The following is a 20,081-nucleotide window of genomic DNA, read 5'->3' as shown; positions in this document are numbered from 1 at the left end:
GCCATGACCCCGGAAGTCGCCGTCGACCTGTTCCGCCAGGCACTCTGGCTGACCGCCATGATGGTCGCCATCCTGGTGCTGCCGAGCCTGCTGGTGGGCCTGGTGGTGGCCATGTTCCAGGCCGCCACGCAGATCAACGAGCAGACCCTGAGCTTCCTGCCGCGCCTGCTGGTGACCCTCGGCACCCTGATCGTTCTCGGCCCCTGGCTGGTGCGCGAGCTGATGGAGTACACCCAGGGCCTGATCACCAGCATCCCCACGCTGATCGGCTGATGCTGGAACTGACCAACGCGCAGATCGGCGCCTGGGTCGGCAGCTTCGTGCTGCCGCTGTTCCGCATCGCCGCGCTGCTGATGACCATGCCGATCTTCAGCAACCAGATGGTCCCGGCGCGGGTGCGCCTGTACCTGTCGCTGGCCATCGCCGTGGTGCTGGTGCCGACGCTGCCGCCGATGCCCCAGGTCGACGCCCTGAACCTGCGCGCCATGCTGCTGGTGGGCGAGCAGGTGCTGATCGGCGCCATGCTCGGCTTCACCCTGCAATTGTTCTTCCACGTCTTCGTGGTCGCCGGGCAACTGCTGTCGATGCAGATGGGCCTGGGCTTCGCCTCCACCGTGGACCCGGCCAACGGCATCTCGGTGCCGGTGATGGGGCAGTTCTTCAGCCTGCTGGTGACCCTGCTGTTCCTGGCCATGAACGGCCACCTGGTGGTGCTGGAGGTGATCGCCGAGAGCTTCGTCACCCTGCCGGTGGGCCAGGGCCTGTCGGCCGAGCACCTGTACACCGTGGCCGGCAAGCTCGGCTGGGTGCTCGGCGGCGGCCTGCTGATCGCCCTGCCGGCGGTCACCGCGCTGCTGGTGGTGAACCTCGCCTTCGGCGCCATGACCCGCGCGGCGCCGCAACTGAACATCTTCTCCATCGGCTTCCCGCTGACCCTGGTGATGGGCTTCATCATCGTCTGGATCGGCACCGCCGAAATCCTCTCGCAATACCAGGACCTCGTCCGCGAGGCCCTGGCGCTGCTGCGTGAACTGGTGGGGGCGCGCTGATGGCGGAAAGCGAGAGCGGCCAGGACAAGACAGAGGAACCCACGGAGAAACGCCGCCGCGAAGCCAGACAGAAAGGCCAGCTGCCGCGTTCCCGCGAGCTCAACACCCTCGCCGTGCTGATGGCCGGGGCCGGCGCGCTGCTGGTGTATGGCGCGCACCTGGCCGAGGTGCTGATGGGGGTGATGCGCAACAGCTTCGAGATGTCCCGCGAGACGGCGATGCGCAGCGAGAGCATGCTGCTACTGCTGGGCACCGCCGCGCGCGGGGCTGCCGAGGGGCTCTGGCCGATCCTGCTGGTGCTGCTCTGCGCCGCGGTCATCGGCCCCATCGCCCTGGGCGGCTGGCTGTTCTCCGGCGAGGCCCTGGCGCCCAAGTTCAGCCGCATGAACCCGCTGGAGGGGATCAAGCGGATGTTCTCCGCCAAGTCGGTGCTGGAGCTGTTCAAGGCGCTGATCAAGTTCGTCGTGGTGCTGGCGGTGGCGGTGCTGGTGCTGCGCTCGGACAAGGAAGCCCTGCTGGCGCTGCTGCACCAGCCGCTGCGGACGGCCATCGTGGAAAGCGTCAAGGTGGTGGGCTGGAGCGCCTTCTGGATGGCCAGCAGCCTGCTGCTGATCGCCGCCGTGGACGTGCCCTACCAGCTCTGGGACAACCGCCAGAAGCTGCTGATGACCAAGCAGGAAGTGCGCGACGAGTACAAGGACTCCGAGGGCAAGCCCGAGGTCAAGGCCAAGGTCCGCCGCCTGCAGCGCGAGATGGCGCAGCGGCGCATGATGCAGGCGGTGCCCGAGGCCGACGTGGTGATCACCAACCCGACGCACTTCGCCGTGGCCCTGAAGTACGACGCCGCGGCCGGCGGCGCGCCGCGCCTGCTGGCCAAGGGCAACGACTTCCTCGCCCTGAAGATCCGCGAGGTGGCCCAGGAGCACAAGGTCATGGTGCTGGAGTCGCCGGCCCTGGCCCGTGCGGTGTACTACTCCACCGAACTGGACCAGGAAATTCCCGCCGGCCTGTACCTGGCGGTGGCCCAGGTGCTGGCCTACGTCTACCAGCTCAAGCAGTTCCGTGCCGGCAAGGGCAAGCGCCCGGGGCCGATGCCCGAGGTGCCGATCCCGCCGGACCTGCGCCGCGACGAGTGAGGCACCGCGTTCGTCGCCCGCCATTGACGGCTGCCGCAGGCGGCCTTCACTTTCCCTTGAGGGCCGGTGGCGCGTGCCGTGGTACGACCTGAACGGAGTCGGACCACAACACGGGATTGCTGCCATGGCCAAGGTATTGCTGAGCGCCGCGCTGCGCGGCGAATACGAACAACTCTTCAACAGCTGCCAGATCCGCCCGGCGCGCGCCGCCGAGGTGGAAGCGCTGGTCGAACGCATCGAGGACAACCAGCCGCGCTACGCCGAGGTCGGCAAGGCCCTGGGCATCCCCTGGGGCTTCATCGGCGTAGTGCACTGCATGGAAAGCGGCCTGCGCTTCGACCGCCACCTGCACAACGGCGACCCGCTGACGGCGCGCACCGTGCAGGTGCCGGCAGGGCGGCCGAAGGAGGGCAAGCCGCCGTTCACCTGGGAGGAAAGCGCCGAGGACGCCCTGCGCCTGAAGCGCCTGGGCGCGGCCACCGACTGGAGCCTGGCCGGCACCCTCTACCAACTGGAGGCCTACAACGGCTTCGGCTACCGGCTGTACCACCCCCACGTGCTTTCGCCCTACCTGTGGAGCTATTGCAACCACTACCAGAGCGGCAAGTACGTGCAGGACGGCACCTGGTCCGATAGCGCCCAGTCCAAGCAGTGCGGCGCCGCGGTGTTGCTGCGGCGCATGGCCGAGCGCGGCCTGCTGGAGTTCGTCGACCAGCCGAAGCCGAGCGCCGCCCAGCCGCTGCTGGTGAACTACTCCATGAGCCTCTCCGAGGACGCGGCCGAGGTGCGCCGGGTGGAGGAACTGCAGACCTGGCTGAACAGCTTCCCGGGCGTCTTCGTCAAGATCGACGGGGTGCCCGGCAAGCGCACCTCCGAGGCCTGGCGCCTGGTCACCGGCGCCTACCTGCCGGGCGATCCGCGCGCGCGGCGGCGGGCGGCCGCCTGAGACTCACCAGATGGGGATGCTGTAGTTGGCGATCAGGCGGTTCTCGTCCATGTCCGCGCCGTGGCTGCTGCGCGCAGTCACGTTGCGCCAGCGCAGCGACAGCCCCTTGAGCGGCCCGTCCTGCAGGGTGTAGGCCAGGTCGGTGTCGCGCTCGTACTCGTGGCCGTCCTCCAGGCCCGCGCCGCGGCGGATGTCGTCGCCGCGGGTGTAGCGGGTCATGAAGCTCAGGCCGGGAATGCCGAGGGAGGCGAAGTCGTAATCGTAGCGCAGCTGCCAGGACTTCTCCCCCGGCTGGGTGAAGGTCTGGATGGTCATCAGATTGTGCGAGTAGGGCGGGGTGTAGCCGTTGAGGGTGGGGAAGCCGTCGTCGCCGATCATTTTCTGGTAGGCCACGCCGATGGCGTGGGCGCCGGCGCGCAGGGTGAACATCATGCTCAGGTTGCGGTTGTCCACCGGGCCGGAGATGGCCTTGCCGTCGTCGTCGCTGTCGAAGTAGCGCAGGTCGCTGCGCAGCGACAGGCCCTCGGCCAGCGGCAGGGTGTGCACCAGGCCGTAGTAGTGCTGCTGGTAGATGTCCTTGAGCTGGCCGTAGAAGTAGCTGGCGGTCAGGTTCGGGGTGAAGGCGTAGCTGGCGCCGGCGAGGTTGAACTCGTCGCTGGCGAAGGCCTTGCTGCGGCCCATGATGTACATGTCGTCGTTGCCCGCCGACTCGCGGGTGCGCGACTTCCACAGCTGGCCGGCGGTGAGCGTCAGCCCGTCGATCTCGTTGGAGGTCAGCAGGGCGCCGTCGAAGGTCTGCGGCATCAGGCGCACGTCGTCGCGGAACACCACCGGCAGCTGCGGCTCCAGCAGGCCGATGTTCAGCTGCGTCTTCGAGTAGCGCAGCTTGGCGGTCAGCCCGGCGTGGCTGTAGTCGTCCACCGGCTCGCGGGAGTTGGGCCCGAAGGGCAGGGTGCCGTCGCCGCTGCGCCCGCGCCCGGAATCGAGCTTGACGCCGAGCAGCCCGGTGGCGTCCAGGCCGAAGCCGATGGGGCCTTCGGTGAAGCCCGACTGCAGGCGCAGGACGAAGGCCTGGGACCAGTTGCCAGCCTGGGATTGCGCGGCGTTGTCCTGGCGGTAGTCGCGCAGCTGGTAGAAGTTGCGCAGGTCCAGGCGGCCGCTGCTGTCGTCGATGAAATCGGCCTGGGCGGCCAGCGGCAGCAGGCCGGTGGCCAACAGGCCGAGGCGGAACGGAATGCGCTTCTGAATGTGTGTGGCGGACATGCTCTTCCCCTTGTTGTTCTTGTTCTTCGCTCCTCGGCGGGAGCGAGCGGGGAGAGGTTGTACCACATAATTAATTTGTTAATGATATGCCGGAACAACCCGGAACTTTCCTCCTGCGGATCGGCTGTTTTCCGCGAAATACGCGCCGTTGTCTGCTTGAGGAAGCCTTGAATCCCACGTCTACAGGCCTTTCCTGGATATCCATTAACATTTTGTCACATTTGTGCGGATGGCAATCCGCTGCCTGATTCGTTGGGTGTATTGTTAAAATATTAACTATGTGCCTGAATCTAGCCCCCGGGCGCCGCCAGGTGTCCACCCGACGATAAGAACAACACCGAGGTAACGGCATGAAGAAATCCTCCTTCCTGGCCCTGCTGCTCGCCTGTGGCAGCCTGGCCCCGGCCGTGGCGGCCGAGCGCGTGACGCTGAAGATCGCGCACTTCCTCCCGGCCAGCTCCAATGCCCAGCAGCACGTCATCCAGCCCTGGTGCGACACCCTGGCCCGCGAGTCGGAGCAGCGCATCCAGTGCCAGATCTACCCCTCCATGCAGCTCGGCGGCACCCCGGGGCAACTGCCGGACCAGGTGCGCAACGGCGTGGTGGACATCGTCTGGACCGCCCCCGGCTACTCGCCCGGGCGCTTCCCGCGCAGCGAGGCGGTGGAGCTGCCGTTCATGCTGCCGGCCAACGGCGTGCAGGCGTCGAAGATCATCTGGCAGTTCTACCAGCAGGCCCTGCAGGAGGATTACAAGGGCTACCGCGTGCTGGCCCTGCACAGCGACGGCGGCATGCAGCTGCACACCACCGGCAAGGCGGTGCACAGCCTGGAAGACTTCAAGGGCCTGAAGCTGCGCGCCTCTTCGCGCATGAGCGCCCGTCTGGCCACGGGCCTGGGCGCGGCGCCGGTGAGCATGCCGGCGGCGCAGCTCACCGAGTCGCTGTCCAAGGGCGTGATCGACGGCGCCCTGGCCAGCTGGGAACTGATCCCGGCGCTGAAGCTCGACGAGGTGACGCAGCACCATACCGACGTGCCCGAAGGCCGCCCGACCTTCTCCATCACCCTGCTGGGCATGCTGATGAACCCGCGCAGCTACGAGCGCATGCCCGACGATCTCAAGGCGATCCTCGACCGCAACAGCGGCGACGCCCTGGTGCAGCGCTTCGGCGAAGCCTGGGAGAACGAACTGGCGCGGGCCCGCGACATGGTCGCCAAGGACAGCGTGGCCAGCTTCGAGCCGGCGGCCTACCAGAGCCTGCGCGAGGCCGGCGACAAGGTCACCGCCGAGTGGGTGGCCGACGCCGAGGGCAAGGGCCTGGCGGGCGGGCAACTGGCCGACCAGCTGCGCGAGCTGTCCCGGGCCGCCGGCGTCGAGCTGTAAGGGGTGGCCGCGATGAGCGAGATGCTGTCCCTCGAAGGTGCCGTGCCGGCCCGCGGCAAGGGCCTGCCGGTGCGCCTGCTGGAATCCCTGGCGCAGGGCTTCGCCTATTTTGGCGGCGCCCTGCTGCTGGCCCTGGTGGGCATGTCCCTGGTGTCCATCGTCGGCCGCAAGCTGTGGTCGACGCCGGTCACCGGCGACATGGAGCTGCTGGAAATGGGCGCGGCGGTGGCCATCGCCGCCTTCCTGCCGCTGTGCGAGATGCGCAACAGCCACATCCGCGTGGAGATGTTCTCCAACTGGATGCCCCTGGCCGTGCGCCGCGGGCTCGATGCCGTGGCGCACCTGCTGTTCGCCACGGTCGCCGCGGTGCTGGCCTGGCGCACCGGCCTGCAGGTGCTGGAGGCCCACGCCCACGAGGACAGCAGCACCCTGCTGGCGGTGCCGCACTGGATCCCCCTGGCGCTGGTGGTGCCGAGCCTGGCGCTGCTGTGCCTGTGCGCCCTGTGCCGCAGCCTGCTGGCGCTGCTGGAAGAAGGAGCCGGACGATGAGCGGAATGGCCCTGGGCCTGTGGATGTTCGCCGGCCTGCTGGCGATGCTGGTGCTGCGCGTGCAGGTCGGCGTGGCGATGTTCCTGGCCGGCGCGCTGTGCTTCCTGGTGATCAACCAGGGCGACCTCGGCGCCTTGCTCTATACCCTCAACAACCTCGCCTACGCGCGCCTGTCCAACTACGACCTGGCGGTGATCCCGCTGTTCGTGCTGATGGGCCAGTTCGCCACCCACGGCGGCCTGTCGAAGGCGCTGTTCCGCTGCGCCTCGGCCTTCATCGGCCACTGGCGCGGCGGCCTGGCGCTGTCGGCGGTGGGCGCCTGCGCCGGCTTCGGGGCGATCTGCGGCTCGTCCCTGGCCACCGCGGCGACCATGGGCCAGGTGGCCCTGCCGGAGCTGGCGCGGCACAAGTACTCCGGGCGCCTGGCCACGGCCTCGGTGGCGGCCGGCGGCACCCTGGGCATCCTCATCCCGCCGTCGGTGCCGCTGATCATCTATGCGGTGCTGACCCAGGAGTCCATCGCCAAGCTGTTCGTCGCCGCCATGCTGCCGGCGCTGGTCGCGGTGCTCGGCTACATGCTGGTGATCCGCATCCAGGTCGCCCGCGATCCCAACGCCTGTCAGCCGGCGCCCAAGGCCAGCGGCCGCGAAAGGCTGGCGGCCTTCGTGCAGATCCTGCCGATCCTGGCGATCTTCCTGGTGGTGATCGTCGGCATCTACGGCGGCTGGGCCAACCCCACCGAGGCGGCCTCCATCGGCGCCGCGGCCTGCGGCCTGCTGGCGGCGCTGCGCGGCGGCATGCGCTGGGACGGCCTGGGCAAGAGCCTGACCGGCACCGCCGAGGCCAGCGCCATGATCTTCCTGGTGCTGCTGGGCGCCGACCTGCTCAACTCCGGCCTGGCCCTGACGCAGATGCCGGTGGAGCTGGCCACCTGGGTCCGCGACAGCGGCCTGGCGCCGCTGCTGGTGCTGGCGGTGATCCTGCTGATCTACCTGCTGCTGGGCTGCGTGATGGACTCGCTGGCGATGATCCTGCTGACCATCCCGATCTTCTACCCGATGATCATGGGCCTGGAGTTCTTCGACCTGACGGCGGGGGAGAAGTCCATCTGGTTCGGCATCCTGGCGCTGATGGTGGTGGAAATCGGCCTGATCCACCCGCCATTGGGGATGAACCTGTTCATCGTCAACAAGCTGGCCAAGGACGTGCCCTACATGGAAACCGCCCGGGGCGTGCTGCCGTTCCTCGCCTCCGACCTGCTGCGCATCGTGCTGCTGGTGCTGGTGCCGGGGTTGTCGCTGTGGTTGTTGAGTTTCTGAGCCGAGCGTCCGTCCCGAACCTGTAGGAGCGGGCCCTGCCCGCGATTCGCGCGCAGGGCGCGCTCCTACGTGGGGTGGTGTGGGCGGGGATCTCATCCGCGAATCGCGCCGGCGGTTCCGGTTATCGCGGACGGAGTCCGCTCCTACGCTTCCTGGAAGCACGGATGTAGGAGCGGACTCCGTCCGCGATTGGGCTCACCGGCAAACTCCCCAACCCTCACCTCAATACGCAATACAAACCGACTTCCCCTCCGTGAACCCCTCGATCGCCGCCCGTCCGAACTCCCTCCCCAGCCCCGACTGCTTGTAGCCGCCGAACGGCAGGTTGGGGTCCACCGGCACGTGGTTGTTGACCCACACCGTGCCCGCCTCGATCCGCGGGATCAGGTCCATCACCCGGCCCAGGTCGTTGCTCCAGATGCTCGCCGCCAGGCCGTAGGGGTTGTCGTTGATCTGCGCCACGGCGGCGTCGAGGTCGTCGTAGCTCAGCACCGAGAGCACCGGGCCGAAGATTTCCTCGCGGGCGCAGGCCATGCCGGCGTTCACCCCGGCCAGCACCGTCGGTTCGACGTAGTAGCCGGGCAGGTCCGGGCGGCCTCCACCGCAGATGAAGCGCGCGCCCTGTTCCCGGGCCAGGGCCAGGTGGCGCAGCACGCTGTCCTGCTGGCGGCGCGAGACCAGCGGGTTGACCTGGGCCTGCGGGTCCAGGCCCGGGCCGATGCTCAGCTTGCCCACCTGTTCGCCCAGGCGCTCGACGAACTCGGCGTGGCGGCTGGCGTGGACGAACAGCCGCGAGGCCGCCGCGCAGACCTGGCCCTGGTTCAGCAGGCCGCCGCCGATGGCGCCGGCGACGGCCTTGTCCAGGTCGGCGTCGGGCAGCACCAGCATGGGGTTCTTGCCGCCCAGTTCGAGGGTGAAGCGCGTCATGTTCTGCAGGGCCGCGCCACCCACCAGCTTGCCCACCGAGGTGGAGCCGGTGAAGGACACCTTGTTCAGCAGCGGGTGCGCCACCAGCGCCGCGCCGGCCTCGGCGCCGCCGAGCAGGACGTTGAAGACGCCGGCGGGGATGCCCGCCTCGCTGGCCAGCTCGGCCACCCGCAGGGCGGTCAGCGGCGTCTCGTCGGCCGGCTTGATGACAATGGCGCAGCCGCAGGCCAGGGCTGGCATGACCTTCCACAGGGCGATCATCAGCGGGAAGTTCCACGGCACTATGCCGGCCACCACACCCACCGGCTCGCGCCGGGTGTAGGCGGAAAAGCGCGCGCCGGCCGGCATCGGGATGGACACGTCCAGCGTCTGCCCCTCGATCTTGGTGGCCCAGCCGGCCATGTAGCGCATGTAGCCGAGGGAGGCGCCGACCTCGATGGCCCGGGCGATGTGGATCGACTTGCCCTGTTCCAGGCTTTCCAGCTGCGCCAGTTCCTCGGTGTGGCGCTCCACCAGCTCGGCGAAGCGCAGCAGCAGGCGCTCGCGCTCGCTCGGCGCCAGGCCGCTCCAGATGCCGGAGCGGAAGGCGCGGTGGGCCGACTGCACGCAGGCGTCGACCTGCTCCAGGTCGGCCAGGCGCACCTCGGCCAGGAGGCTGTCGTCGGCGGGGTTGCGCAGGGTGCGGCGGGCGTCGCCGCGCGGCGCGCATTGTTCGCCGTCGATGAAGGAGGCGTGGGCGCGGGCGAGGTAGGCCTGCACCTCCGGGAGGATCGGGATCAGCGGGCTGGACATGGGCAACTCCTGGGCTGCGATGGTCGATGGCCCAGGCTAGCCGCGGCGCGCGCCGGCGGCTTGTCCGAGCCTGCCAGTCGGGCATGACCCTCACTGCCGCCCTGGCAGCCATGGACAAGTCCGCCGGCAAGCCTGGGCAAGACGCCAGCAGGCGCCGGGCGCAGAGTGTCAGCCAGGCCCCACCGTGCCGCCCCTTCATGCCTAAGCCACAACAAACCAGAACATCTGCTTAGAGGCTCACCACCATGTCCATCCAGCAGCAGCTCGACGCGCACCTCAAGCGCGGCACTGTCGGTTTTCCCACCGCCCTGGCCAGCACCATCGGCCTGATCATGGCCAGCCCGGTCATCCTCACCGCCACCATGGGCTTCGGCATCGGCGGCAGCGCCTTCGCCGCGGCCATGGTGATCGCCGTGCTGATGATGCTGGCGCAGTCCACCACCTTCGCCGAGGCGGCCTCGATCCTGCCCACCAGCGGCTCGGTGTACGACTACATCTCCTGCGGCATGGGGCGCTTCTTCGCCATCACCGGGACCATCGCCGCCTACCTGATCGTCCACGTCTTCGCCGGCACCGCCGAGACCATCCTTTCCGGGGTGATGGCGCTGGTGAACTTCGAGCACCTCAACACCCTGGCCGAGTCCGCCGGTGGCTCCTGGCTGCTGGGCGTGGGCTTCGTGGTGGTGTTCGGCATCCTCAACGTGTTCGGCGTCAACGCCTTCGGCCGCGCCGAGGTGGTGCTGACCTTCGGCATGTGGAGCACCCTGATGGTGTTCGGCGTGCTCGGCCTGCTGGCCGCCCCGGCGGTGCAGCTGGACGGCTGGTTCGGCGCCTCGCTGGTGGGCACCGACCTGCAGACCATCCTCTCGCTGGTGGGCATGGCCATGTTCATGTTCGTCGGCTGCGAGTTCGTCACCCCGCTGGCGCCGGATTTGCGCAACTCGGCCAAGGTGATGCCGCGGGCCATGGCCCTGGGCCTGTTCGGCGTGGCCTCGTGCATGTTCATCTACGGCGCGGCGATGAAGCGCCAGGTGGAGAACGTGCTGCTCGACCCGGCCGCCGGCGTGCACCTGCTGGACACGCCCATGGCCATCCCACGCTTCGCCGAGCAGGTGATGGGCCAGGTCGGCCCGCTGTGGCTGGGCGTGGGCTTCCTGTTCGCCGGCGCCGCCACCATCAACACCCTGATGGCCGGCGTGCCGCGGATCATGTACGGCATGGCCGTGGACGGCGCGCTGCCCAAGTGCTTCGCCTACCTGCAGCCGCGCTTCAAGACGCCGGTGCTGTGCATCCTGGTGGCGGTGCTGATCCCCTGCCTGCACGCCCTGTGGCTGCGCGGCAACACCGACCACATCATGAACCTGGTGTTGGCCGCGGTCTGCGCCTGGAGCACCGCCTACCTGCTGGTGACCCTCTCCGTGGTGCTGCTGCGCATCCGCCGCCCGGACCTGCCGCGGGCCTACCGCTCGCCGCTGTTCCCGCTGCCGCAGATCATCTCCAGCGTCGGCATCCTCATCGGTATGTGGTACATCACCCCGCCGGGCATGAACCCCGCCGACATCTACGTGCCCTTCGCCGTGATGCTCGGCCTGACCGCCGCCTACGCGCTGGTCTGGACCCTGCTGGTGCAGAAGGTCAACCCGTTCCGCCCGGTGCCGGTGGAAGAGGTGCTGGAGAAGGAGTTCCGCGCCGAACCCGGCATCCATTCCAGCGAGTTCTACGGCCATGCTTCCAAGGCTGTCTGACTGGCTGCGCCGGCCGCCCTCGGGCTACCGCCCGGGGGTGACCCTGGAACAGGCCCGGCGCAACCTCGGCGGCCTGGCCTTCGAAGCGCTGGAGCCCGGCGCCGGGCGCTTCAGCACGGTGGACGGCGGGCTGGTCTTCGAGCTGCGCGAGTGGCCCCAGGCGCAGTTCCTCATGCACCTGGTGCTCACCGAGTTCGTCGTCGAGGGGCCGGCGGCGCATGCCGGCGAGGCGCGCTTCGAGCTGCGCCACCAGGGTGTGCTGCGGCGCCAGGGCGTGGAATGCCGCCAGCGTTCCGGCGACCCGGCGCTGGGCGCGCGCCTGGCCGAGCGCCTGGCGGCCGACGAGCACCTGCAACGGGCGCTGCCGCCGCTGGACTTCAAGCGCCTGGAGCTGGAGTTCGACGCCGGGCGCTGGCGCACCCGCCTGGAGCACATGGCCGCCAGCGAGGTGGTCAACCGCCTGCCCAGCTTCCGCCGCTACCTGCGCCTGGAGCGCGAACAGCGCGACCACCTGCTGCGCGCGCTGTTCCACCTGGGGCGCCTCGCAAGCGAACTCTGAGCGCGGCTTGCCGCGCTGCTTTCATTTACAGGTTATCCACGCCCACTGGCATGCCAGCTGCATAGGAAACGGCTGTCAGAAATTCGTTGCGGGCATTTCGATAACATGTTAACTGTTTCGCGACAACAACAACGCCACCCCACGGAGGTGCGTATGCAAGCCCATCATGCCGCCCAGGTCGGGCTGGAAGGCTGGAGCGCGGCGCTGCGCTCCATCTGCGGTCAGTTCGAGACGCAGCTGGCCTTCAGCCGTTCGCTGTTCATCGGCGAGATCCACGCGCAATCGCACTCCGGCCTGACCATGGCGCACCTGCGCACCAATGCCGGGCTGATCGCCCGCAAGCGCCTCAATGCGGACCAGGACGACGACCGCCACTGCTTCCTGATCAGCCAGCGCAGCGGCTTCTCCCAGGTCAGCCAGAACGGCGTGGACATCCAGCTTTCCCCCGGCGAGCTGCTGCTGATGGATTCGGTGGGCAGCTGCGAGATCACCCCCTTCGGCCTCATCGAGCACGCCTCCCTGCACCTGCCGCGCGCGGCGCTGGACAAGGTGCTGCCCGGGCGCAGCAAGTTCGGCAAGGTCTCCGCCGCCTGCGCCAGCGGGCGCATGCTGCACCTGTTGGTGGACCAGCTGTGCCGCGAGTCCGGCTCGAGCCCCGCCGGCGCCGAAAGCGAGGCCCTGGAAAACGCCTTCATCGCGCTGTTGCCCACGGCCCTCGGCGCCCACGGCGAGGCGCCCGGCAACGAGGCGCTGCAGGGCGGCAACCTGCGCAGCTACGTGCAGAAGGTCATCGACGAATCCCTCACCCAGCCGGGCCTGAACCCCCAGGGCCTGGCGCAGCGCCTGAACATCTCGGTGCGCCACCTGTACCGGCTGTTCGAGGAGCAGGGCGACAGCGTCTGCCGCTACATCCAGCGCGCGCGCCTGCAGCGCAGCGCCGACGACCTGGCCAACCCCATCCTGCGCGGCGAGTCGATCACCACCATCGCCTACAAGTGGGGCTTCACCGACTCGGCGCACTTCAGCCGCGCCTTCAAGAAGCACTTCGAGCGCTCGCCCAAGGACTACCGCGCCAGCGCCCTGAGCGTGGCCTGAATCAGAGCAGCTGGTCGATGAGCACGGCGTTGCTGTAGATCAGGCTGCCGTCGCTGGCGCGGTGGCCCACCAGGTGAAAGTGGCCGCGCTCGTCGCGGTCCAGGTAGACGCGCAACTGGCAGTCGGACAGCGGGCCGTAGTCCTCGGGCAGGTTCAGCTCCAGGGTGCTCATGTCGACGTCCACCCAGCGCTCGGGCTCGTGGCTGCGCTGCAGTTCCTCCTCGGCGTCTTCCAGGTGCCGGCGGTCTGTGCCGCTGAGGTAGAAGTGGATGTCCTCGATGGGCATGGGCTGGGCGTCGGGGCGGGTCTTGCACCAGCCTTCGATGGTCAGGGTGCTCATGGCGTGGCCTCCGTTTGGCGGGCCGGCAAGGTTCGTCCGGCCTGTCCCGATTGGACCACGGGTGTGCCGTGCCTGCTTCGACGCCTGGACAAACGGATCGGCGGCCGGCGCGGGGCGGCGGCCGCCGGTGGGCTCAGTCGGCGAGCTGGCGCGCCAGGTCCCGCACGCGCTGGTGGAGGAAGGCTGCCGCCTCGCTGCCCGGCTGCTGCAGGCCGAGGAATTCCAGCAGCGGGTCTTCCACCGCGGTGCGGACGCCGCTCAGTTCCTCCAGCACCGCCAGGCCGCAGAAGGGCACGTAGGCCTCGGCGTAGCCGCCTTCGTGGACCAGCACCAGGCGCCCGTCACAGAGCTGCTCGGCGGCCTCGCGCAGGCGCGCGGTCATGGCGCGGAAGGAGTCGCTGTGCAGCAGCATGCGCGCCAGCGGGTCCACGGCGTTGGCGTCGTAGCCGCAGGCGACGATGATCAGTTGCGGGCGGAAGCGCCGCAGGGCCGGCAGGACGATCTCGTCCAGCGCCTGCAGGTAGGCGTCGTGGCCGCTGCCGGCGGGCAGCGGCACGTTCAGGTTGGCGCCCAGGCCGGCGCCGCGGCCGCGGTCGGCGACGCCGCCGTAGCCGGGCGGGAAGCAGTTCTCCTGGTGCAGCGAGACGCTCAGCACGTCGCCGCGTTCCTCGTAGATGGCCTGGGTGCCGTTGCCGTGGTGCACGTCCCAGTCCACCACCGCCACCCGCTCGATGCCGTGCCGCGCCCTGGCCGCCTCGATGGCGATGGGGATGTTGGCCAGCATGCAGAAGCCCATGGCCTGGTCGGCCAGACAGTGGTGGCCCGGCGGGCGCGACAGCGAGTAGGCGTTGTCCGCCTCGCCGCGCAGCACGCAGTCCACCGCGGCCATGGCCAGGCCGGCGGAGAGCCTGGCGATCTCGTAGCTGCCCGGGCCGATGGGCGCGTGATCGCCCAGCTCGCCGCCGCCGGCGTCGCTCAGGGCCTTGAAGCGTTGCAGGTAGTGCTCCGGGTGGACGCGCAGCAGGTCGCGCTCGCTGGCCGGCTCGGCGCTGCGCAGGTCCAACTGGCGGGTGAGGCCGGAAACGTCCATCAGGTTCTTCAGGCGCCGTTTGCTTTCCGGCGACTCGGCATGGCCGCCGCCGGCCGGCGGCTGCACCCAGCCGCCCACGGGCAGGAACAGGGCGTGCTGGCTGGCGCTGTGCCAGAGGCTCAGTTCATCGAAGAAGAACGCGGTGCGTCGGGTCATGGAAGGCTCCATTCACGGGGATTCACAGGGGATTCACAGGGGTTGCGCAGTAGCGGCCGCCGCGCGTGGGCGGCTGCCGAGGATCAGGGGCAGGGACAGCGCGGTGAGCGCGGCGGCGCCCAACAGCAGGCCGTGGAAGCCGCCGTCGGCGCCGATCAGCCGGCCGCCGAGGGCCGGGCCCAGGGCCAGGCCGGCGCCTATCACCAGGTTGCTCAGGCTCATCAGCCGGCCGCTGGCGTCCAGCTCGGCGAGGCAGGCGAGGATGAAGGGCAGGGCATAGGTCCAGGTGAACTTGAACAGCAGCGCGGCCAGGGCGAAGCGCGCCAGGCCCGGGGCGCCGAGCAGCAGGAGGATGGCCAGGGCCATCAGCGCGAAGCCGGCGGCCAGCTGGCCCTCGCGGCGCCAGCGCTCGCCCGCCAGGCTGGCGCAGGTGGCGCCGGCGATGCCGGCCAGGGTGGCCACGGCCAGCACCTCGCCGCCCAGGGTGGCGGCCAGCCCGGCGCGTTCGCCGATGGCGCCGACGAAGGTCCAGACCGCGCTCAGGGCGACGTAGAAACCCAGCAGGCCGAGGATGGCGGCGGCGATCTTCCAGCGCGGCGCTTCGACGGTCCTGCGCGGGCCGGCGGCGGCCAGGGCGCCGCTCGGCAGGGCGCGCACCAGCGGCAGCGCCAGCAGCATCAGCCCGGCCAGGCCCAGGTAGCCGGCGCCCAGGCCGTAGGCCTGGTACAGGCGCGGCAGCACGGCCAGGCCGACGGCGCCGAGCACCAGCTGGCCCAGCACCCAGATGCCGTAGGCGCGGCTGGGGTTGGGCATGCCGGCGGCGCAGGACAGGCAGAGGATCATCAGCGAGCCGCCGCAGAAGGCGCTGAGGGCGCGCAGCACGAGCAGCGCCTGGTAGCCGCCGGCGTTCGCCGAGGCCAGGTTGGCCAGGATGAAGCCCAGCGCCGCCAGCAGCCCGGCCAGGCGCCAGTCCACGCGCCTGAGCCAGAACAGCGAGGGCAGGGTGGCCAGGCTCATGGCGCCCAGCTCGACGCCGAACAGGTCGCCGATGCGCGCCGGCTCCAGGTGCAGTTGCGCGGCCAGCTGGCTGGCGATGGCCGGGGCGGTGAGCAGCACCGCGGGGGTGATGGCGGCGAACAGCACCACGGCCGCCAGCAGGGCCGGCGAGGGAGTACGCGGAACAGTCATGGCGGCGACCTCAGAAGGCGTGGACGAAGCGCAGCAGCAGGTTGTCCTGGGCATACGCGTTGGCGGTGGAGACATTGCGGGTGAGGCCGAGCAGCACTTGGTTGCGCTTGTCCAGCCAGTGGCCGACCTCGAAACCGGCCTGGGTGTAGCGCTGATGGCTGTCGTCGATGTCGTGGCCGCCCAGGCGCAGAGCGCCGCCGTCGGCGGCGATCAGGCGCAGCGCGGCGTAGGTGGCGGGGGTGAAGTCGTAGGAGGCGAAGGCCTGCAGGCGGTACAGCGGCTTCTGTTCGAGGGTGGCGCCGAGGTAGTCGTCGTTGTTGCCGTAGAGCTGGGCTTCCAGGTTGGCCTCCAGCACCCAGTTCTCGCCCAAGCCGCGGGTGTAGTTGTAGTTCAGGTGCAGCGCCCAGCGGTTGGCGCCGGGCGATACGCCCGGGTCCTTGACGTGGTATTCGCCCAGGGGCAGGCTGACCAGGGCCAGCAGGCCGCTGTAGGTGCGCGTCTGCGGCTCGTCGATGAAGAACAGCGTGCCGCCTACCTGCGGGTCGCCCACCCCGCGCTCGCGGCTGCGTTCGGCGGCGCCGGGGCCGCGCGCCTCGATGTCGGCGTAGGGCACGATGAACTGCGGCGTGCACAGGCGCCCGCAGATGTCGCTGAACCACAGCTGGCGGTAGGCCAGGGCATTCACCTTGAGGTCGGCCTTGCCGCTGCTGTCCGCCGCGCCGTGGTAGTCGTCGGAGCGCGTCAGCGGCAGGTAGGTCACCCCCAGGCTGGTGCCCACGGGGGCGGAAAAGAAGTCGCGGGCGTTGAGGTCGGCGGCCTGGGCCGGGCCGAGGTACAGCGCGCCAAGGGCGCAGAGCGAAAGGCTTCGGTGCAGCTTCATGGTGGTTTTCTTCTTCTGTCGGTGAGGCGGGCGAAAGCCTCCCCTGGCGCCGCGCGCGGGCGCGGCGTCGGGATGTGGAGGCGTTGGGGAAATGCGGCCGGCTATCAGCCGGGCGGGTGGTGCAGCAGTTGGGCGATGCCGGCCTTGCCGTTGACGCCGAGCTTGCTGTAGATGCTGCGGATGTGGTGGCGCACGGTGTTCGGCGCCAGGCCCAGGTCGCGGGCGATTTCCTTGTAGGTGCTGCCCAGGCCGAAGCGCTGCGCCACCTCGGCCTCGCGGGTGCTCAGGCGGGCCATGGCCGGGCACAGGCGGGCGCTGAGCAGCAGCAGGTCGTGCACGGCGGTGGCCTGCAGTTGCAGGTGCTGGCCGCTGTAGCCGGCGGCCGGGTCGACCGCCGCCGGCAGGCGCGGGCCGGTCCAGCGCGGCCATTCGCGCAGCAGCAGTTCGACGAAGCCGCGCTCGGCGTAATGCAGCAGGCCGCGCCGGTCGCATACCGCCAGGGCCAGCGGGTTGGGCGCGTCCAGGCGCTCGCGCAGGGCCACCAGGGCGCGGATCTGGTTGGCCCCTTCGGCGGCCACCAGGTGCGGCATCAGCTGGTCCACCAGGAAGCGCTCGCTGGCGTCGAAGGGGCGCGCGCCGGCGCGGCGGTACAGGCTCAGGTGCAGGCTGAGCTGGGTGCGCGGGTCGATGTGGATGATGCAGAGGAATTCGCCGAAGCCGTGGCGCTCGGCCAGCCAGCGCAGGCCGGGGGTGCAGTCGGCGGCGCGGGTGTCGATGCGCACCGAGTGGCCGGGCGTGGCGTAGACGCGCTTGACGGTGATGTCCTGGTGGCGGATCGCCTGCCAGTCCTCCAGGTAGCTGTCCGGCAGCCGGTAGAGGTGGCTGCTGTGCTCCAGCGGCAGGCCGTCGACCAGGGCCGCGCGGCCCCACCAGGCCATGTCGAAGTCCAGCATCTGCTGCAGGCGGCCCATGGCGGCGGCGTGGAAGCCGGGCAGCGCGCATTCCTGGGCCAGGCGCTGGAGGTCCAGGACCAGGGCGTTGAATTCGCTGAAGCGCTGGGCGCCGAAGGACAGGTCGAGGGTGCTGCTCATGGGGTTCCCCTGCTGCGACTTTAGTTGTTGTTGTCAGTCATCAGTGAGCGGCCGGGTGTCGGGACGACAGGGCAGGGCCTGGGGCTGAGTATCCGCATCGCGGCGCGAGCGCACCATCCTGCAGATGCAGGATGGGCGGCTCGTTCAGGCCAGCGCGGCACTGCTTTCCGGCAGGGTGGCGCCGCCGTCCACCACCAGCGTCTGCCCGGTGATGTAGGTGGCGGCGTCGGAGGCGAGGAAGAGCATGGCGTTGGCGATGTCCGCCGGCTGGCCGAGGCGGCCCAGGGGGATGCCGGCGGCGATGCGCGCTTCCAGTGCTGCGTCGCCGAGGTTGGCCATGGCCGGGGTGTGGATCATCCCCGGTTCCACGCCGTTGACGCGGATGTTGCGTGGCGCCAGTTCCAGCGCGGCGTTGCGGATGAAGCCGTTGACCCCGGCCTTGGACGCCGCGTAGTGGCTCAGCCCCGGGTAGGCCACCCGGGGGCCTGTGACCGAGGAGGTGGCCAGCACGCAGCCGCCGCCGCGCGCGGCGAACAGCGGCAGGGCGGCCTGGGTCAGCCAGAACAGCGCGCCCAGGTTCACCGCCAGGGTGCGTTGCAGCAGCTGCGGGGTGATGGCGGCGAAATCGGTCAGCGGGAAGTAGGCGGCGTTGTGCACCAGCACGTCCAGGCCATCGAGCCCGGCGAGGGCGGCGGCGATGGCCGGCGGATCGGCCAGGTCCACGGCCAGCGCCCGGGCCTCGCGGCCCTGATTGCGCAGTTCGCTGGCCAGGGCTGCGACGGCCTGCTCCTGGCGGTCGAGCAGCAGTAGCGAGGCGCCGGCCGCGGCGAAATCTTCGGCGATACGGCGGCCGATGCCCTGGGCCGCGCCGGTGACCAGCACGCGCCGGCCGCTGAAGTCGAAGCGCGTCATGGCTGGTTCTCCATGCGTTCGAAGGCGAGGGTGGGCAGGTCCACCACGCTGGCGCCGCCGTCGGCCACCAGGCAGGCGCCGGTGACGATGGCCGCCGACTCGCTGGCGAGGAACTGGCACAGCCCGGCGATCTCGTCCGCCGTGGCCGGGCGGCGCAGCGGCACCTCGGCGGTGACCCGCACGTAGGCGGCGTCCAGGCTTTCGCCATGGTGCCGCATCAGCGGCTGCATCTCGGCGTCGGCCATGGGCGTGCGCACCCAGCCGGGGCACAGGGCGTTGACGCGCACGCCGTGCGGGCCATAGTCCCGCGCCAGGGAGCGCATCAGCCCGAGCAGCGCGTGCTTGGCGACGGTGTAGCCGCACACGCCGGGCCCGGCCACCAGGGAGGCGATGGAGCCGACCAGCACCATGTTGCCGCGCCGCGCCAGCAGCGATGGCAGGCAGGCGCGGGCGCTGGCGAAGGCGCTGTCGAGGTTGCCGCGCAGGGCGTCGCGCCAGGCCTGGTCGCTGGTCTCGCCGGCCGCGCCCAGGCCGTGGCCGCCGGCGCAGGCGACCAGCACGTCGATGCCGCCGAAGGCCGCCTCGATGCGCTGCACGAAGTCCCGCCAGGTCTCGCCATCGGCGGCGTCGCCGGCCAGCACCAGGCCGCCGCACTGGGCGGCGACCTGTTCCAGGGCCTCGCGGCGGCGGCCGATCAGCACCACCTTGTCGCCCGCTTCGGCGAAGCGCCGCGCGCAGGCCGCGCCTATGCCGGTGCCGGCGCCGGTGATGACGACGACGCGGCCGCTCACGGGTACACCGTGCGGTTGAGTTCGTCGCAGTAGGAGGCGACCGGGAAGTTGGACAGCTCGTCGAAGCCGCTGCCGGCGTAGCCGAAGATCTTGCCGTCGCTGCGGTGCTGCTGCAGGTCGATCATCACCAGGCCGAGGGTGGGGACGATCTTCTCGCGCCAGACGAACAGGTACAGCTGCTCGGCGACCTTGTAGTAGTGGCAGCGGTCGGTGTCGCACAGCCCGGCCTCGACGCCGGCCAGGCACTGCCAGGTGTAGAAGCCGTCGTTCAGGTAGATGTGCTCGTAGACCTCGGTGGGGCTGTAGCGGTAGCGGTTGCGCAGGCCCACCAGCTCGCTGCTCGGCGCGTGCGGGCAGGCGCCGTCCTGCCAGGGGCGGTCGAGGCTGCCGTGGAGGATCTGCACCTGCACGCCGGTCAGTTCCTTGCCGGCCAGGGCACGGGCGTAGAGGCCTTCGCCGGTCTCGGCGGCGCCGGGCAGCTGGCCGAGCACGGCGGTGAAGGACTGGCTGTGGCGGTCCAGCACCAGGCTGACCGACCAGGCCTGGCCGTCCTCGCGCTTGATGAAGTCGACCAGCACGATGCCGGGGCGCACCGAGGTGGCGCGGTAGGGCGCCTCGCCCGCGGAGTGGCCGTCGGCGGCGCGCCAGCGGGTGGTCTCGGCGTCGAACCGGTGCTCGATGCGCCAGCCGTTGGCGAAGTGCAGTTCCAGGCGCTGCCCGGCGAGGTCGGCCAGGCACGGCAGGATGAAGGCCTCGGGGGCGAAACCCTCGGCGAGGGCGCCAACGGTGATCCAGTCGGAAGAAGCGGTCATGGGTGGGACTCCTGTGTTTGTGGAGCCCCCATGCTGCGCGGCGGGGCGCGCGGGGAACA

General features: G+C 70.2%; 20 protein-coding genes. 10 read left to right on the top strand and 10 right to left on the bottom strand.

Translation table 11 applies throughout. The features are described 5' to 3' along the window. Positions 1-3 precede the first annotated feature (3 nt). The 4 genes from fliQ (at position 4) to ACTWJ5_RS22540 (ending at position 3,131) form a co-directional block, all read left to right on the top strand. Positions 4-273: a flagellar biosynthesis protein FliQ gene (gene fliQ / locus ACTWJ5_RS22555; RefSeq protein ID WP_009621633.1), complete on the top strand. Its 270-nt coding sequence runs from the start codon at positions 4-6 to the stop codon at positions 271-273. Further along, positions 273-1,049 (top strand): flagellar biosynthetic protein FliR, encoded by a 777-nt coding sequence (gene fliR, locus ACTWJ5_RS22550; protein ID WP_058490600.1) that lies wholly within the window; start codon positions 273-275, stop codon positions 1,047-1,049. The genes fliQ and fliR overlap by 1 nt, the downstream gene beginning before the upstream one ends. Then, positions 1,049-2,185 carry a flagellar biosynthesis protein FlhB gene (gene flhB / locus ACTWJ5_RS22545; RefSeq protein ID WP_444436596.1) on the top strand — a complete coding sequence of 379 codons (1,137 nt, stop codon included), beginning with the start codon at positions 1,049-1,051 and terminating at the stop codon, positions 2,183-2,185. The genes fliR and flhB overlap by 1 nt, the downstream gene beginning before the upstream one ends. 124 nt (positions 2,186-2,309) lie before the next feature. Then, on the top strand, positions 2,310-3,131 hold the full coding sequence (locus ACTWJ5_RS22540; protein WP_444436595.1) for a hypothetical protein: 822 nt from the start codon (positions 2,310-2,312) through the stop codon (positions 3,129-3,131). A 3-nt stretch (positions 3,132-3,134) separates the two neighbouring features. On the opposite strand, the gene ACTWJ5_RS22535 is transcribed toward ACTWJ5_RS22540, so the two are convergent. After that, positions 3,135-4,394: an OprD family porin gene (locus tag ACTWJ5_RS22535; protein ID WP_444436594.1), complete on the bottom strand. Its 1,260-nt coding sequence runs from the start codon at positions 4,392-4,394 to the stop codon at positions 3,135-3,137. A 350-nt stretch (positions 4,395-4,744) separates the two neighbouring features. Here ACTWJ5_RS22535 and ACTWJ5_RS22530 point away from each other — a divergent pair, with 350 nt between their 5' ends. From ACTWJ5_RS22530 to ACTWJ5_RS22520, 3 genes are read left to right on the top strand one after another with little or no spacing between them, the layout of a single operon-like run. Then, positions 4,745-5,776, top strand: a complete 1,032-nt coding sequence (locus ACTWJ5_RS22530) for a TRAP transporter substrate-binding protein (protein ID WP_261748071.1) — start codon at positions 4,745-4,747, stop codon at positions 5,774-5,776. Between the two features lie 12 nt (positions 5,777-5,788). Then, positions 5,789-6,325 (top strand): TRAP transporter small permease, encoded by a 537-nt coding sequence (locus ACTWJ5_RS22525; protein ID WP_261748073.1) that lies wholly within the window; start codon positions 5,789-5,791, stop codon positions 6,323-6,325. Beyond that, complete coding sequence (locus ACTWJ5_RS22520; RefSeq protein WP_116423603.1) at positions 6,322-7,644, top strand: TRAP transporter large permease; 1,323 nt, start codon at positions 6,322-6,324, stop codon at positions 7,642-7,644. Before ACTWJ5_RS22525 ends, ACTWJ5_RS22520 begins: the two co-directional genes overlap by 4 nt. A gap of 222 nt (positions 7,645-7,866) precedes the next feature. Here the strand turns inward: ACTWJ5_RS22520 and ACTWJ5_RS22515 are convergent, their stop codons facing one another. Further along, positions 7,867-9,363: an aldehyde dehydrogenase family protein gene (locus ACTWJ5_RS22515; protein ID WP_253390887.1), complete on the bottom strand. Its 1,497-nt coding sequence runs from the start codon at positions 9,361-9,363 to the stop codon at positions 7,867-7,869. A gap of 245 nt (positions 9,364-9,608) precedes the next feature. On the opposite strand from ACTWJ5_RS22515, the gene ACTWJ5_RS22510 reads away from it, so the two are divergent. The 3 genes from ACTWJ5_RS22510 (at position 9,609) to feaR (ending at position 12,762) form a co-directional block, all read left to right on the top strand. Next, on the top strand, positions 9,609-11,108 hold the full coding sequence (locus tag ACTWJ5_RS22510; protein ID WP_116423605.1) for an APC family permease: 1,500 nt from the start codon (positions 9,609-9,611) through the stop codon (positions 11,106-11,108). After that, positions 11,089-11,667, top strand: a complete 579-nt coding sequence (locus tag ACTWJ5_RS22505; RefSeq protein ID WP_256512149.1) for a DUF3156 family protein — start codon at positions 11,089-11,091, stop codon at positions 11,665-11,667. Before ACTWJ5_RS22510 ends, ACTWJ5_RS22505 begins: the two co-directional genes overlap by 20 nt. A gap of 153 nt (positions 11,668-11,820) precedes the next feature. After that, complete coding sequence (feaR, locus tag ACTWJ5_RS22500) at positions 11,821-12,762, top strand: transcriptional regulator FeaR (protein WP_301500286.1); 942 nt, start codon at positions 11,821-11,823, stop codon at positions 12,760-12,762. A 1-nt stretch (position 12,763) separates the two neighbouring features. Here feaR and ACTWJ5_RS22495 read toward each other — a convergent pair whose 3' ends face one another. The 8 genes from ACTWJ5_RS22495 to ACTWJ5_RS22460 form a co-directional block, all read right to left on the bottom strand. Then, positions 12,764-13,102 carry a hypothetical protein gene (locus tag ACTWJ5_RS22495; RefSeq protein ID WP_444436593.1) on the bottom strand — a complete coding sequence of 113 codons (339 nt, stop codon included), beginning with the start codon at positions 13,100-13,102 and terminating at the stop codon, positions 12,764-12,766. Positions 13,103-13,235: 133 nt separating this feature from the next. After that, positions 13,236-14,348: a class II histone deacetylase gene (locus ACTWJ5_RS22490; RefSeq protein ID WP_444436592.1), complete on the bottom strand. Its 1,113-nt coding sequence runs from the start codon at positions 14,346-14,348 to the stop codon at positions 13,236-13,238. Positions 14,349-14,381: 33 nt separating this feature from the next. Further along, the gene (locus tag ACTWJ5_RS22485) at positions 14,382-15,536 is read right to left on the bottom strand and encodes an MFS transporter (protein WP_444436591.1); all 1,155 of its coding nucleotides are present in this window, start codon (positions 15,534-15,536) and stop codon (positions 14,382-14,384) included. 10 nt (positions 15,537-15,546) lie between these two features. Then, a complete protein-coding gene (locus tag ACTWJ5_RS22480) occupies positions 15,547-16,416 on the bottom strand; it encodes a transporter (RefSeq protein WP_444436590.1) in 870 nt (289 codons plus the stop codon). Positions 16,417-16,520: 104 nt separating this feature from the next. Beyond that, positions 16,521-17,507 (bottom strand): response regulator transcription factor, encoded by a 987-nt coding sequence (locus tag ACTWJ5_RS22475; RefSeq protein WP_444436589.1) that lies wholly within the window; start codon positions 17,505-17,507, stop codon positions 16,521-16,523. Between the two features lie 144 nt (positions 17,508-17,651). Beyond that, complete coding sequence (locus ACTWJ5_RS22470; protein WP_444436588.1) at positions 17,652-18,419, bottom strand: SDR family oxidoreductase; 768 nt, start codon at positions 18,417-18,419, stop codon at positions 17,652-17,654. Beyond that, on the bottom strand, positions 18,416-19,210 hold the full coding sequence (locus tag ACTWJ5_RS22465) for an SDR family NAD(P)-dependent oxidoreductase (protein WP_444436587.1): 795 nt from the start codon (positions 19,208-19,210) through the stop codon (positions 18,416-18,418). Before ACTWJ5_RS22465 ends, ACTWJ5_RS22470 begins: the two co-directional genes overlap by 4 nt. After that, positions 19,207-20,022 (bottom strand): molybdenum cofactor biosynthesis F family protein, encoded by an 816-nt coding sequence (locus ACTWJ5_RS22460; RefSeq protein ID WP_444436586.1) that lies wholly within the window; start codon positions 20,020-20,022, stop codon positions 19,207-19,209. Before ACTWJ5_RS22460 ends, ACTWJ5_RS22465 begins: the two co-directional genes overlap by 4 nt. Between the last annotated feature and the right edge of the window lie 59 nt (positions 20,023-20,081).

It is taken from the genome of Pseudomonas sp. A6, assembly GCF_052367875.1.
GTDB classification, from domain to species: domain Bacteria; phylum Pseudomonadota; class Gammaproteobacteria; order Pseudomonadales; family Pseudomonadaceae; genus Pseudomonas; species Pseudomonas citronellolis.
Note: the sequence above shows the minus strand (reverse complement) of the source record. Positions and strands in the feature narration are given on the sequence as shown.

Excerpts from the sequence above, each read along its gene's own strand:
- fliQ (WP_009621633.1), top strand. The coding sequence starts at position 4 with ATGACCCCGGAAGTCGCCGTCGACCTGTTCCGCCAGGCACTCTGGCTG.
- fliR (WP_058490600.1), top strand. The coding sequence starts at position 273 with ATGCTGGAACTGACCAACGCGCAGATCGGCGCCTGGGTCGGCAGCTTC.
- flhB (WP_444436596.1), top strand. The coding sequence starts at position 1,049 with ATGGCGGAAAGCGAGAGCGGCCAGGACAAGACAGAGGAACCCACGGAG.
- ACTWJ5_RS22540 (WP_444436595.1), top strand. The coding sequence starts at position 2,310 with ATGGCCAAGGTATTGCTGAGCGCCGCGCTGCGCGGCGAATACGAACAA.
- ACTWJ5_RS22535 (WP_444436594.1), bottom strand. The coding sequence starts at position 4,394 with ATGTCCGCCACACACATTCAGAAGCGCATTCCGTTCCGCCTCGGCCTG.
- ACTWJ5_RS22530 (WP_261748071.1), top strand. The coding sequence starts at position 4,745 with ATGAAGAAATCCTCCTTCCTGGCCCTGCTGCTCGCCTGTGGCAGCCTG.
- ACTWJ5_RS22525 (WP_261748073.1), top strand. The coding sequence starts at position 5,789 with ATGAGCGAGATGCTGTCCCTCGAAGGTGCCGTGCCGGCCCGCGGCAAG.
- ACTWJ5_RS22520 (WP_116423603.1), top strand. The coding sequence starts at position 6,322 with ATGAGCGGAATGGCCCTGGGCCTGTGGATGTTCGCCGGCCTGCTGGCG.
- ACTWJ5_RS22515 (WP_253390887.1), bottom strand. The coding sequence starts at position 9,363 with ATGTCCAGCCCGCTGATCCCGATCCTCCCGGAGGTGCAGGCCTACCTC.
- ACTWJ5_RS22510 (WP_116423605.1), top strand. The coding sequence starts at position 9,609 with ATGTCCATCCAGCAGCAGCTCGACGCGCACCTCAAGCGCGGCACTGTC.
- ACTWJ5_RS22505 (WP_256512149.1), top strand. The coding sequence starts at position 11,089 with ATGCTTCCAAGGCTGTCTGACTGGCTGCGCCGGCCGCCCTCGGGCTAC.
- feaR (WP_301500286.1), top strand. The coding sequence starts at position 11,821 with ATGCAAGCCCATCATGCCGCCCAGGTCGGGCTGGAAGGCTGGAGCGCG.
- ACTWJ5_RS22495 (WP_444436593.1), bottom strand. The coding sequence starts at position 13,102 with ATGAGCACCCTGACCATCGAAGGCTGGTGCAAGACCCGCCCCGACGCC.
- ACTWJ5_RS22490 (WP_444436592.1), bottom strand. The coding sequence starts at position 14,348 with ATGACCCGACGCACCGCGTTCTTCTTCGATGAACTGAGCCTCTGGCAC.
- ACTWJ5_RS22485 (WP_444436591.1), bottom strand. The coding sequence starts at position 15,536 with ATGACTGTTCCGCGTACTCCCTCGCCGGCCCTGCTGGCGGCCGTGGTG.
- ACTWJ5_RS22480 (WP_444436590.1), bottom strand. The coding sequence starts at position 16,416 with ATGAAGCTGCACCGAAGCCTTTCGCTCTGCGCCCTTGGCGCGCTGTAC.
- ACTWJ5_RS22475 (WP_444436589.1), bottom strand. The coding sequence starts at position 17,507 with ATGAGCAGCACCCTCGACCTGTCCTTCGGCGCCCAGCGCTTCAGCGAA.
- ACTWJ5_RS22470 (WP_444436588.1), bottom strand. The coding sequence starts at position 18,419 with ATGACGCGCTTCGACTTCAGCGGCCGGCGCGTGCTGGTCACCGGCGCG.
- ACTWJ5_RS22460 (WP_444436586.1), bottom strand. The coding sequence starts at position 20,022 with ATGACCGCTTCTTCCGACTGGATCACCGTTGGCGCCCTCGCCGAGGGT.